This is a genomic window from Micromonospora sp. NPDC049139 (assembly GCF_055586845.1).
The window spans coordinates 122,653-134,902 of the sequence record NZ_JBVJHK010000003.1; the positions used below are offsets into that span (position 1 = coordinate 122,653).

At 74.7% G+C, this 12,250-nt stretch carries 13 protein-coding genes; 9 read left to right on the top strand and 4 right to left on the bottom strand.

Features of this window, described 5'->3' with window-relative positions; genetic code table 11:
• Positions 1-37 precede the first annotated feature (37 nt).
• Positions 38-1,144, top strand: a complete 1,107-nt coding sequence (locus ACZ6Q9_RS07355) for a D-alanine--D-alanine ligase family protein (protein WP_393267021.1) — start codon at positions 38-40, stop codon at positions 1,142-1,144.
• A 96-nt stretch (positions 1,145-1,240) separates the two neighbouring features.
• Here ACZ6Q9_RS07355 and ACZ6Q9_RS07360 read toward each other — a convergent pair whose 3' ends face one another.
• A complete protein-coding gene (locus ACZ6Q9_RS07360; protein ID WP_396828337.1) occupies positions 1,241-1,885 on the bottom strand; it encodes a DUF3515 family protein in 645 nt (214 codons plus the stop codon).
• On the bottom strand, positions 1,886-2,119 hold the full coding sequence (locus ACZ6Q9_RS07365) for an Lrp/AsnC ligand binding domain-containing protein (protein WP_013284547.1): 234 nt from the start codon (positions 2,117-2,119) through the stop codon (positions 1,886-1,888).
• Between the two features lie 123 nt (positions 2,120-2,242).
• Here ACZ6Q9_RS07365 and ACZ6Q9_RS07370 point away from each other — a divergent pair, with 123 nt between their 5' ends.
• Positions 2,243-3,181: a thiamine-phosphate kinase gene (locus tag ACZ6Q9_RS07370; RefSeq protein ID WP_393266800.1), complete on the top strand. Its 939-nt coding sequence runs from the start codon at positions 2,243-2,245 to the stop codon at positions 3,179-3,181.
• Between the two features lie 29 nt (positions 3,182-3,210).
• Entirely contained in the window at positions 3,211-3,678 is a 468-nt protein-coding gene (locus tag ACZ6Q9_RS07375) for a GNAT family N-acetyltransferase (RefSeq protein ID WP_357453453.1), read from the top strand.
• Between the two features lie 142 nt (positions 3,679-3,820).
• Here the strand turns inward: ACZ6Q9_RS07375 and ACZ6Q9_RS07380 are convergent, their stop codons facing one another.
• On the bottom strand, positions 3,821-5,077 hold the full coding sequence (locus tag ACZ6Q9_RS07380) for an ATP-grasp domain-containing protein (protein ID WP_396828334.1): 1,257 nt from the start codon (positions 5,075-5,077) through the stop codon (positions 3,821-3,823).
• 253 nt (positions 5,078-5,330) lie between these two features.
• Positions 5,331-5,522, bottom strand: a complete 192-nt coding sequence (gene rpmB / locus ACZ6Q9_RS07385; protein ID WP_088963534.1) for a 50S ribosomal protein L28 — start codon at positions 5,520-5,522, stop codon at positions 5,331-5,333.
• Between the two features lie 370 nt (positions 5,523-5,892).
• Here rpmB and ACZ6Q9_RS07390 point away from each other — a divergent pair, with 370 nt between their 5' ends.
• The 6 genes from ACZ6Q9_RS07390 to ACZ6Q9_RS07415 all read left to right on the top strand — a co-directional run bounded on the left by ACZ6Q9_RS07390 (position 5,893) and on the right by ACZ6Q9_RS07415 (position 12,246).
• Positions 5,893-7,506, top strand: a complete 1,614-nt coding sequence (locus tag ACZ6Q9_RS07390) for a DAK2 domain-containing protein (protein ID WP_396828332.1) — start codon at positions 5,893-5,895, stop codon at positions 7,504-7,506.
• Positions 7,503-9,704 (top strand): ATP-dependent DNA helicase RecG, encoded by a 2,202-nt coding sequence (gene recG / locus ACZ6Q9_RS07395; RefSeq protein ID WP_350704813.1) that lies wholly within the window; start codon positions 7,503-7,505, stop codon positions 9,702-9,704. Before ACZ6Q9_RS07390 ends, recG begins: the two co-directional genes overlap by 4 nt.
• 100 nt (positions 9,705-9,804) lie before the next feature.
• Positions 9,805-10,368 (top strand): 16S rRNA (guanine(966)-N(2))-methyltransferase RsmD, encoded by a 564-nt coding sequence (gene rsmD / locus ACZ6Q9_RS07400; protein ID WP_393451646.1) that lies wholly within the window; start codon positions 9,805-9,807, stop codon positions 10,366-10,368.
• Positions 10,365-10,853: a pantetheine-phosphate adenylyltransferase gene (gene coaD, locus ACZ6Q9_RS07405; protein ID WP_350704816.1), complete on the top strand. Its 489-nt coding sequence runs from the start codon at positions 10,365-10,367 to the stop codon at positions 10,851-10,853. Before rsmD ends, coaD begins: the two co-directional genes overlap by 4 nt.
• Before the next feature lie 222 nt (positions 10,854-11,075).
• Positions 11,076-11,573, top strand: a complete 498-nt coding sequence (locus ACZ6Q9_RS07410; protein ID WP_350680447.1) for an SPFH domain-containing protein — start codon at positions 11,076-11,078, stop codon at positions 11,571-11,573.
• A 109-nt stretch (positions 11,574-11,682) separates the two neighbouring features.
• Positions 11,683-12,246 (top strand): YceD family protein, encoded by a 564-nt coding sequence (locus tag ACZ6Q9_RS07415; protein ID WP_357695289.1) that lies wholly within the window; start codon positions 11,683-11,685, stop codon positions 12,244-12,246.
• The last annotated feature ends 4 nt before the right edge of the window (positions 12,247-12,250 follow it).

Consider the following 12,250-nt stretch of genomic DNA (forward strand, 5'->3'; position numbering starts at 1 on the left):
CACCGGCGCAGCAGTCGCGTACGAAGAGGTGACCGGAGTGACCACCCCAGGCAGGACCCGCGTGGCGATCGTCTTCGGCGGCCGCAGCCCGGAGCACGGCATCTCCTGCGTCAGCGCCGGCAGCGTGCTCGGCGCCCTCGACCCGGACGAGTTCGAGGTGGTGCCGGTGGGCATCACCCGGGCCGGGCAGTGGGTGCTGACCAGCGGCGACCCGGCCCAGTTGGCGATCAACGCGCGCCGGTTGCCGGAGATCACCGCCGAGTCCGGCGCCGACATCGTGCTGCGCGCCGACCCGACCGGCAACGGGCTGATGGTGCTCGACCCGACCGAGGGTCCCCGGGCGCTCGCCGACGTCGACGTGGTCTTCCCGGTGCTGCACGGCGCGTACGGGGAGGACGGCACCATCCAGGGCATGCTGGAGATGGCCGGCATCCCGTACGTCGGGGCGAACGTGTTCGCCTCCGCCGCCGCCATGGACAAGGAGTTCACCAAGAAGCTCTGCGCCGCCGAGGGCATCCCGGTGGGCCCGTACGCGGTGCTGCGCAACGGGATGACGCTGAGCGAGGCGGACAAGGAGCGGCTCGGCCTGCCCGTGTTCGTCAAGCCCTCCCGGGCCGGTTCGTCGTTCGGCATCACGAAGGTCACCGACTGGGCGGACCTGGACGCCGCCGTCGCCACCGCTCGCCAGATCGATCCGAAGGTGCTGGTCGAGGGGGCGGTCGTCGGCCGCGAGATCGAGTGCGGCGTGCTGGAGGGCGAGGCCGGCGGCGCGCCGGAGGCGTCGGTGCTCGCCGAGGTGCGGGTGGTCGGCGAGTACGACTTCTACGACTTCGAGGCGAAGTACATCGACTCCGAGGAGGCCTGCGAGTACGACATCCCCGCCGGCCTGCCCGAGCGGGTGACCCGGCAGGTCCAGGAGTACGCCGTCCGCGCCTTCACCGCGCTGGACTGCGCCGGCCTGGCCCGGGTCGACTTCTTCGTCACCCCGGAGCTGGACGTCTACCTCAACGAGATCAACACGATGCCGGGCTTCACCTCGACGTCGATGTTCCCCCGGATGTGGGCGGCGTCCGGGCTGGAGTACCCGAAGCTGGTCAACCGCCTCATCCGCACCGCCCTGCACCGCGGCGTCGGCCTGCACTGACCTGTAAGGAAGGGCACCTTCCTAACGCCTGATGCATAGGAAGGGTCCCTTCCTAACGACTGGCGTCGGGGAGGGACCCTTCCGGGTGGCTGGGCGTCAGCCCTGGCAGCCCCGCGGGGTGTCGCCGCCGGAGGGCACGGAGGCCACGATCGTCTCCGAGATGGGGGAGACCCACTGCAACGCCTGCCCGTACGACCGCGGCACGCGGACCGTCACGGCGGTCTCCCGGTCCAGCGTGGTGAGCACGGTGACGTCCGTCTCCTCCTGGGCGTACCAGCAGACCTTGTTGACCGTCCACACGTCGTCCGTCTCGCCGACGGTCGGCTCGGCGCCGCCGCAGGCCAGCGTGAGCGCCGGGTCGCCGTACGCGGCGTTCTGCTCCGGGCCGGCGGTGACCGGGCGCTGGGCGAGGTCGTTGACCGTCGGCGGCAACTGGGAGAGCAGCGCCCGGCAGACCGTGGCGGGCCGTTCGGCCAGCGCCGGGGCGGCCATCTCGACCGGGGCGGTGGACTGGACGCGGGGAGCACCTGCCGTCGGGCTCGGCGCGGCGGCCGGCTCGGCCGGCTCGTCCGGGGAAAGCTGGACGAAGGCGAGCACGCCGACCAGCGCGGTGATCGGCAGCGCGACCAGCGTGGCGATCAGCGCGGCGCTCCGGGTCGTCCGGTCCCGGGCCGGGCGGTCGGGGGCGGCCTCGTCCGCCTGGGCGGAACCGGTCGCGGGAGAGTCAGTGATCTTGTCCACTTACAGGCGCACCACCGAACACGTGAGGGTGCGGGTGATGCCGGGCACCATCTGCACCTTGCTGACGATGAGTTTGCCGAGCTCGTCGACGGTGTTCGCCTCGGTGAGCACGACCACGTCGTACGGCCCGGTGACGGCGTCGACCCGCACCACGCCGGCAAGGTCCGCGATGAGACCGGCCACGTCGCGCGCGCGACCGACCTCGGTCTGGATGAGGATGTACGCCTGTACCACGACTCGACCTCCGTCCGTCGCCGCCTGCGGGGCGGCCCGAAGGGAGAAAGTACCTTACGGACCAGGTCTGATCCCTATCGGTGGTCAAGGAGAAGCGGTGAGCGAGCACGGCGGAGGGCCGGCATGAGTGTCGCGGGGGTCGGCGAGTTCGGCCTGATCGACCGGGTGACCGCCCGGTTGTCGTACGGATCGACCGTTCTGCTCGGTCCCGGGGACGACGCGGCGGTGGTGGCCGCCCCGGACGCCCGGGTCGCGGCCTCGACGGACGTGTTGGTGGAGGGGCGGCACTTCCGGCGGGACTGGTCCGCCGCGCGTGACGTCGGCCACCGGGCGGCGGCGGCCAACCTGGCCGACATCGCCGCGATGGGGGCGGAGCCGACCGCGCTGCTGGTCGCGCTCTGCATGCCGCCCGAGTTGGAGACCGGGTGGGCCGAGGAACTCGCCGACGGGCTCGGCGCCGAGGCGGCGAAGGTCGGCGCGAGCGTGGTGGGCGGGGACATGTCCGCCAGCCCCACGCTGACGATCGCGGTCACCGCCCTCGGCGACCTCGGCGGCCGGCCGCCGGTGACGCGCTCCGGGGCGCGGCCCGGGGACGTGCTGGCCCTGGCCGGCCGGACCGGGTACGCGGCGGCCGGGCTGACGGTGCTCTCCCGGGGCTTCCGCACCCCGCGGCTGCTGGTGGAGGCGTACCGGCGGCCGGAGGTGCCGTACCGGGCCGGACCGCACGCGGCCCGGCTCGGCGCCACCTCGATGATCGACGTGTCGGACGGGCTGCTCGCCGACCTCGGGCACGTGGCCAAGGCCAGCGGCGTGGCCCTCGACGTGCGCCGGGACGCCTTCGAGGTGCCCCGGCAGATGCGCGACGCCGCCCAGGCCCTGGGCGTCGACCCGTACTCCTGGCTCCTCACCGGGGGCGACGACCACGCGCTGGCCGCGACCTTCCCGCCGGCGGTGGCGCTGCCGCCCGACTGGCGCCCGATCGGGCGGGTGACGGCGGGCTCCGGCGTCACGGTCGACGGCGCCCCGTACGACGGACCCGCCGGCTGGGACCACTTCCGGTAAGGGCCGGCGTTGGTCGTACCCTTTACGCCGTGAGTGAGATCGAGATCCGTGCCGAGCGCTTCGACTCGCCGGTCGCGCAGCGGCTGATCCGTGCCGCGCTGGCCGACCTCGGCGCCCGGTACGGCGGCAGCGGCGACGACACCCCGGTGGACCCGGGCGAGTTCGTGCCGCCGGCCGGCGCCTTCCTCGTCGCCCACCTCGGCGGCGAGCCGGTCGGCTGCGGCGGCTGGCGCAGCCACGGCGACGACGGCGACACGGCCGAGTTGAAGCGGATGTACACCGACCCGGCGGCCCGGGGCCGGGGTGTGGCCCGGGCGGTCCTGGCCGCCGTGGAGCGCTCGGCCCGCGAGCACGGGCGCAAGCGGATCGTCCTGGAGTGCGGCGACAAGCAGCCCGAGGCCATCGCCATGTACACCGCGGCCGGCTACGAGCGGATCCCGAACTTCGGCTTCTACAAGGACGCCCCGGGCTGCCTCTCGTTCGGCCGCACCCTCTGAGCCCTTTCCTTCGGTCGCACCCCCTGAACCGTCGCACCCCCTGAACCGTCGCACCCCCTGAACCGTCGCACCCCCTGAGCCGTCGGACCCGGCGGCGGCTCCCGGCCCGGCCGGGGAAGCCGCCGGGCCGGCTACGGCACGATCAGGCGGTGGTGAACAGGATCTGCTCGGCGGCCTTGCCAGCCGCGTCGGTCGCCTCGGCCGGGTCGGCGCCCCAGGCCAGCAGGTGACCGCTGCGCCGCAGCGAGGACGTCACCTCCGTCACGGTGTCGCCGACTGCCACGTCGAGCTGCACCTCCAGCACGCCGGGCACCCGGCGGGCCGCGCGCAGCCCGTCGACGGCGGTGACGGTGCCGGGCGCGGCCAGCAGGAACTCGACCGCCGCCGCGCCGGTCGGCCGCGCCGGCAGGGCCGGCCGCTCCCCGCACAGCGTCCGCAGGTACGCCTCGATGAACCCGCACTCGTACGCGATCGACACCAGCGCGGTGATCATGTCGCCGGGCAGCCGGGCGGCGCACTCGACCAGCGTCGGCACCCCGTCGGCGACGATCCACTCGCTGTGCAGGGTGCCGGTGCGGAAGCCGGCGGCGGCGGCCAGCCGGGTCGCCACCTCGACCAGTGCCCGGCGGGTGGGGTCGGGCAGCGCGGTCGGCACCGTGTGGCCGGTCTCCACCGGGGAGCGCCCCGGGAGCACCCGCTTGTCCGTGACGTTGGCGAAGATCACCTCGCCGTCGGCGACGAGCAGCTCGACGCTGTGCTCGCGCCCGTCGACGACCTGCTCGACGAGGACGCCCGTTGGCAGCCCCCGACCGGTCGCCTCCGGCGGGTCCTCGGGCGAGGCGGTGCCCGCCCACGCCCCGGCGACCTCCGCCGGGTCGGCGATGATCTGCACGCCCAGGCTGCCCGAGCGGCGGGTGGGCTTCAGCACGCACCGGCCGCCGTGCCGCCGGGCGAACTCGGTGGCCCCGGCGGCGGAGTCGACCAGCGCGAAGGCCGGGTTGGCCAGGCCGGCCTCGGCGGCGAGCAGCCGCATCCGGTGCTTGTCGGAGAAGACGTCGGCCGCCGCCGGACCGGCGCCGGGCAGGCCGAGCGCCTCGGCGAGCCGGGCGGTGGCCCCGACGGCGTACTCGAGGCCGGGCATGACCAGCCGGGCGGCGGCCAGCCCGGGTTCCCGGGTGACCAGCGCGGCGGCGTCGAAGCCGATCTGGTACTCGGCGGGCACCACGCGGGAGATGAAGGGCATCTCGCGGGCGAACCGCTCCAGCCCTCGGCGCTCGATGACGTCGGGTTCCTCGACGAGGACGACGCTGTCGGCGGGCAGTTCCTCGCTGAACCAGCGCAGCATCCCGAGGGAGGCACCGACGATGACCATCTCGTCCCGGCCTAGGTCAAGCTGCACCAGTCGTCCCTCCGTGCTCGGTCGCCCCCGCGCCGGTCCGACCCGGACTCGCGGCGCACGCAGACCCTAACCGGGCCCGCGCCGCGCGTCGAAGGGCGGTCGCGTACCCGTCAGCCGACCCGTCCGGACCCGACACGAACCGGCCCGGGGCCGCCGGGAACCGGCACGAGGCGGGCAACCCTGGACACGACAGAACCGGCGGGCCCTCGAGGGCCCGCCGGTAATGACGAGTGTGAAGCTGGGGCCTACCGCGTCAGGCGCGGGTGACCTTGCCGGCCTTGATGCACGAGGTGCAGACCTGCATCTTCTTGGTGTTCCCGCCACCGGCCGGGGTACGCACCGACTGGATGTTCGGGTTCCAGCGGCGGTTGGTCCGCCGGTGCGAGTGGGACACGTTGTGGCCGAAGCCCGGTCCCTTGCCACAGACGTCGCACACGCTAGCCACGGGATACTCCTGGGTTTGAAACGTTCATGAGGTCGCCGCCAGGCGCTGCCCGGGCAACCTGGCCAGGTTACCCGATGACCCGCGCACCCGACCAACCGGCCCCGGGCGGCGCCCGGGGCGGAGCTGGCACGGCGCGGCGGGGTCGCCCGGTCGGCGCCGTCCCTTCCGGCAGCACCGTACGAAGGGACGCGACCACGAGGGTAGTGCCGGCCGGGGCCACCGGAGCCGGCGGCCCCCGACCAGCGGGCCGGGTCGCGCCGGCTCGTCGGGGTGTCGACGTGACGGGCGGCCGGGGAGCGCCGGGCCGGACACGCCGCCGGACGGCCGGCGACCCCGGCGCGCGTCGGTGCCCGCCAGTAGGCTTCTCGCCGTGTTGGACACCCTCGACGCCGCCGCGGTCCGCCGCTGGTGCGCGGGCGGGCTGGCCGCGCTCAGGCGGCACCAGGGCGAGATCGACGACCTGAACGTCTACCCGGTGCCCGACGGCGACACCGGCACCAACCTGGTGCTCACCCTCACCTCCGCGCAGCAGGCGCTGGCGATGGACCTCGGCACCCTCCCGGAGGACGGGCCCACCCCGCACGGGCACGCGCTGCGGCTGATGGCCCGGGGCGCGCTGCTCGGCGCCCGGGGCAACTCCGGGGTGATCCTGTCGCAGATCCTGCGCGGCTTCGCCGACGCGGTCGCCGCCGTGCCCGCGGTGCGCGGGCGGGAGCTGGCCGCCGCGCTGCGCGACGCGACCACGGCCGCCTACGCCGCGGTCGCCCGCCCCGTCGAGGGCACGCTGCTCACCGTCGTCGCCGCCGCGGCCCGCGCCGCCGAGCGGGCGGACAGCGACGACCTGCGGGCGGTCGCCCGGGCGGCGGCGGGCGAGGCGGCGCGGGCGCTGGCGCGCACCCCGGAGCAGCTCCCCGCGCTGGCCCGGGCCGGCGTGGTCGACGCCGGCGGCCGGGGCCTCTGCCTGCTGCTCGACGCCCTGGTCGAGGTCGTCACGGGGGAGAGCCCGGAGCGTCCCGCGCCCGCGCCGCGTGCGGCCCGCCCGCCGGCCACCGCCGTCCGCGAGACCGGTTCCGAGGAGTACGCCTACGAGGTGCAGTTCCTGCTCGACGCCGCGCCCGAGGCGGTGGGCCGGTTGCGGGCCGAGCTGGCCGCCCTGGGCGACTCGCTCGTGGTCGTCGGCGACGGGAGCGCCGGTGCGGGCACCTGGAACGTGCACGTGCACGTCAACGACGTGGGCGCGGCGATCGAGGCGGGCGTGGTCGCCGGCCGGCCGCACCGCATCTCGGTGACCCGCTTCGCCGACCAGCCGGCCCTCGCCCCGCCGATGGCGCGCGACGGCCGCGCGGCGGTGGTGGTGGCCGCCGGCGCGGGCATCGCCGAACTCGTCGCCGGCGAGGGCGCCACGGTGGTGCCCGGCAACCCGTCCACGGGCGAGCTGCTGGACGCGATCCGCGCGACCGGCGCCGCCCGGGTGGTGGTGCTGCCCAACGACCCCAACACGCAGGCGGTGGCGAGCGCCGCCGCCGAGGAGGCGCACCGGCTGGGCATCAAGGTCAGCGTGGTGCCCACCCGGTCCCCGGTGCAGGCGCTGGCCGCCCTCGCGGTGCGCGACCCGGCCCGCCGCTTCTCCGACGACGTGATCGCGATGGCGGAGGCGGCCGGTGCCTGCCGCTACGCCGAGGTCTGCTACGCCAGCCGCGAGGCGCTGACCGTCGCCGGCCCCTGCCGCCCCGGTGACGTGCTGGCGCTGGTCGAGGGCGAGGTGCACCTGATCGGGTCGGACCTGGCCGACACCTGCGCCGCCGTGGTCGACCGGATGCTCGGCGGCGGCGGCGAGCTGGTCACCTTGCTCTCCGGGGCGGACGCCCCGGCCGGGCTGGCCGAGGCGGTCCGCGAGCACGTCGGCCGGCGCTGGCCGTTCGTCGAGGTGCAGGCGTACCCGGGCGGGCAGCCGTACTATCCGCTCCTGGTGGGGGTCGAATGACGTCCGAGCCGTGCACGGTGGACACGCCGCTGAAGAAGCTGGTCGGGGAGAAGACCGCGAAGGCCCTCGCGAGCCACCTCGACCTGCACACCGCGGGTGACCTGGTCTACCACTTCCCGCGCCGCTACGACGAGCGCGGCGAGCACACCGACATCCGCTCGCTCGACGTCGGCGAGCAGGTCACCGTGCTGGCCCAGGTGCAGCGCACCGCCGTACGCCCGATGCGCCAGCGCCGGGGCAACCTGCTGGAGGTGACGGTCGGCGACGGCTCGGGCGGCACCCTGACCCTCACCTTCTTCGGCAACCAGGCGTGGCGGGAGCGGGAGCTGCGCCCCGGCCGGTGGGGGCTGTTCGCCGGCAAGGTCACCGAGTTCCGGGGCAAGCGGCAGCTCAACGGCCCCGAGTACGTCCTGCTCGGCGAGGGCGGCGACGGCGAGGCGGCGGCCAGCGAGGAGATCGAGGAGTTCGCCGGGGCGCTGATCCCGGTCTACCCGGCCGCTGCGGCGGTGCCCACCTGGGTGATCGCGCGCTGCGTCCGGGTGGTGCTGGACACCTTCACCCCGCCGGAGGACCCGCTGCCCGCCACCCTGCGGGCGAGCCGCAAGTTGGCCGGCATCGACGTCGCGTTGCGTGAGATCCACCGGCCGTCCAGCAAGGAGGCGCTCTACCGGGCCCGCCGGCGGCTCAAGTGGGACGAGGCGTTCGCCGTGCAGCTCACCCTGGTGCAGCGCAAGCACCGGGCCGCCGCGTGGCCGGCCCGGCCCCGTCCGGCGAAGCCCGGCGGCCTGCTCGACGCGTTCGACGCCCGGCTGCCGTACGAGCTGACCCCCGGCCAGCGGGACGTGGGGGTGGAGATCGCGGCGGACCTGGCCACCGCCCACCCGATGCACCGGCTGCTCCAGGGCGAGGTCGGTTCCGGCAAGACGGTGGTCGCGTTGCGCGCGATGCTCCAGGTGGTCGACGCCGGCGGGCAGGCCGCGCTGCTGGCCCCGACCGAGGTGCTCGCGGCGCAGCACCACCGGGGCATCCTCGACCTGCTCGGGCCGCTCGGCCGGGCCGGCGAGCTGGGCGCGGCCGACGACGCCACCCGGGTCGAGCTGGTCACCGGCTCGTTGGGCGCGGCGGCCCGTCGGCGCGCCCTGGCCGAGGTGGCCAGCGGGGCGGCCGGCATCGTGCTCGGCACCCACGCCCTGCTCTACGAGGGCGTCGACTTCGCCGACCTGGGCCTGGTGGTGGTGGACGAGCAGCACCGGTTCGGCGTCGAGCAGCGCGACGCCCTGCGCGCCAAGGCCGACCAGCCGCCGCACGTGCTGGTGATGACGGCCACCCCGATCCCGCGCACGGTGGCGATGACGGTCTACGGCGACCTGGAGACCTCGACCCTCTCCCAGTTGCCGCAGGGCCGCTCGCCGATCGCCTCGCACGTGGTTCCGGCCGCCGAGAAGCCGGCGTTCCTGGACCGGGCCTGGCGGCGGCTGCGCGAGGAGGTGGCCGCCGGCCACCAGGCGTACGTGGTCTGCCCGCGCATCGGGGAGGGCCCGGCCAGTGAGGAGGAGCCGCCGCCGGTCGACGACAACGGGCGGCGGCCGCCGATGGCGGTCACCGAGGTGGCGCCGCTGCTCGCCGAGGGGCCGCTGCACGGCCTGCGGATCGGCGTGCTGCACGGCCGGCTGCCGGCCGACGAGAAGGACGCGGTCATGCGTTCCTTCGCCGCCGGCGACGTCGACGTGCTGGTCGCCACCACCGTGGTCGAGGTGGGCGTCAACGTGCCGAACGCCACCGTGATGATCGTGCTCGACGCCGACCGGTTCGGCGTGTCCCAGCTGCACCAGCTTCGCGGCCGGGTCGGCCGGGGCTCGGCGCCCGGGCTGTGCCTGCTGGTCACCGAGGCGCTGGAGGGCGCCTCCGCGCGGGAGCGGCTCGACGCGGTCGCCTCCACGACGGACGGGTTCAAGCTCGCCGAGCTGGATCTGGAGCAGCGGCGCGAGGGCGACGTGCTGGGGGCCACCCAGTCGGGGCGGCGGTCGCACCTGCGGCTGCTGTCGCTGCTGCGCGACGCCGACCTGATCCGGGACGCCCGGGCCGAGGCGATCGCCCTGGTCGAGGAGGATCCGGAGCTGGCGCGGCACCCGGCGCTGGCCGCGTCGGTGGCGGCGCTGGTCGACGAGGAACGCGCGGAATACCTGGAGAAGGGCTGACCCGGCGCCGGCGGGCGCAGGTCGCGGCCGTGGCGTGCACCGGGCGGGCGTTGGCCGCCGGCGCGTCGCGTAGCGTCGTGCGCATGAGCAGGAGGAGTCCGTGACCCGGATCGTGGCCGGGACGCTCGGCGGGCGCCGGATCGCCGCCCCGCCCGGGGCGGGCACCCGGCCCACCTCGGACCGGGTCCGCGAGGCGCTGTTCAGCGCCGTGCAGGCCGAGGTGGACCTGACGGGCGCCCGCTTCGCCGACCTCTACGCGGGGTCCGGCGCGGTCGGCCTGGAGGCACTTTCCCGGGGCGCCGCGCACGTGCTGCTGGTGGAGTCCGACCCGCGGGCGGCCCGGGTGATCCGGGAGAACGTCGCGGCGTTGCGCGCCGCCCCGGCCGCCCGGCTGGTCACCGGCAAGGTGGCCACGGTGCTGGCGGCCGGCCCGGACGGCGACCCGTACGACGTGGTCTTCGCCGACCCGCCCTACGCGGTGTCGGACGCGGAGGTCACCGCGATGCTCGCCGCGCTGGCCGACGGCGGCTGGCTGGCCCCCGACGCCCTGGTCGTGGTGGAGCGGTCCAGCCGCACCGGGCCGGTCGGGTGGGGGGACGGTGTCACCGGCGAGCGCAGCCGCCGGTACGGCGAGACCACCCTTTGGTACGGTCGCCGATCATGAGACGTGCGGTGTGTCCCGGCTCGTTCGATCCGGTCACCAACGGACACCTCGACATCATCGGCCGGGCGAGCCGCCTGTTCGACGAGGTGATCGTGGGCGTGCTGGTGAACCAGTCGAAGAGCGGCCTGTTCACCGTCGAGGAGCGCATCGACATGCTCCGCGAGGTGACCGCCTCCTACGACAACGTCCGGGTCGAGTCGTTCCGTGGCCTGCTGGTCGATTTCTGCCGGGCGCAGCAGGCGAGCGTGCTGATCAAGGGCCTGCGGGCGGTCAGCGACTTCGACTACGAGCTGCAGATGGCGCAGATGAACATCGGCCTGGCCGGCGTCGAGACCTTGTTCATGCCAACCAACCCGCTCTACTCGTTCCTCTCCTCCAGCCTGGTCAAGGACGTGGCGAAGTGGGGCGGCGACATCTCCGCCCACGTGCCCGACCGGGTTCGGGAGGAGTTGCGGGCCCGCCTCGCGCCGCCGGCCCGCGACTGACCTCCGCCGCGCCACCGGGCGGTCGGGCGCGCTGGCCCCGACCGTCCGCCGGCTCCTGCCCGCCGCCCGCCCCGCCGGGGTCGGCGGGGCGGACGGCGCGACGCGCCGGGCCGGGGTGAGAGGCGCGGTGTGGCCGGGGCGCGACATGATGTGTGGAGCGGGAACCCGGCCGTAGCCCGCATCATGTAGGTCGGCCCGACGAACGACAGGAGTGAGCTACCGGTGGACTCGCTCGATCGCATCGACGAACTGATCGCCATGGTGGAGCAGGCGCGTTCCGTCCCGATGTCACGCAACAACTGCATGGTCGACCGGGGCGAGTTCATCGCGGCCCTCGACGAGCTGCGCGCCGAACTCCCGGTGGAGGTGCGCAAGGCCGTCGCGCTGCTGGAGGAGCGGGACAAGATCATGGAGGCCGGCAAGCGGGAGGCCGACCGGATCATCAGCGAGGGTGAGGCGGAACACGCCCGCCTGGTCTCGGTGAACGAGATCACCGTCTCCGCCGAGCACGAGGGCGCCCGGATCATCGCCGAGGCCCGGGCCGAGGCACAGCGCCTGCGCGAGGAGGTCGACGACTACGTCGACACCGCGCTGGCCAACTTCGAGCAGTTCCTCACCCGGGCGTTGGCCTCGATAGAGCGCGGCCGGGACAAGATGCACGCGCTGCGGGAGATCGGCACCTTCGCTGGGGACGAGGCGGAACGCCCGCTACCCTTCTGAACGGCACCTCACCAGCCGACGGACGGGGCGGGCGTCGCCCCCGGTTCGACGGTCCGGCGGTCGCCCAGGTAACCTTTTTTGTCGGCCTCTCACCGGCCGGAGTCTGACTATGCCCAAACACACGCCTTCCACACTCAACCCCAGGTCGCCGCTGGTCCTCGACGCGAGGGAGCTGCCGCGCCGGCCTGGTGCGTTGCGTACGGTCAAGCGGGTGGCACCGGCACCGGCGGACCTCGGCGTGGAGTTGATCGGCGTGCCGGAGGGCGCGGACCTCGACCTCGACCTGAGGTTGGAGTCGGTGTCCGAGGGCGTGCTCGTCTCGGGGACCGTCACCGGTCCCGTGCGGGGCGAGTGCGGCCGGTGCCTGCGCGAGATCAACGACTCGGTGGCCGTGCGGATCCAGGAGCTGTACGCGTACGAGAACAGCACCACGGACTCCACGACCGACGAGGACGAGGTGGGCCGGATGCAGGGAGACCTGATCGACCTGGAGCCGGCGCTGCGGGACGCGGTGGTGCTCGCGCTGCCGACCAACCCGCTCTGCCGGGAGGACTGCCCAGGCTTGTGCCCCGACTGCGGGGTGCACTGGGATGATCTGCCGGCCGACCACAGTCACCAGCAGATCGACCCGCGATGGGCGGGCCTGTCGCAACTGACCCGTAAAGAGGAGTAGGAAC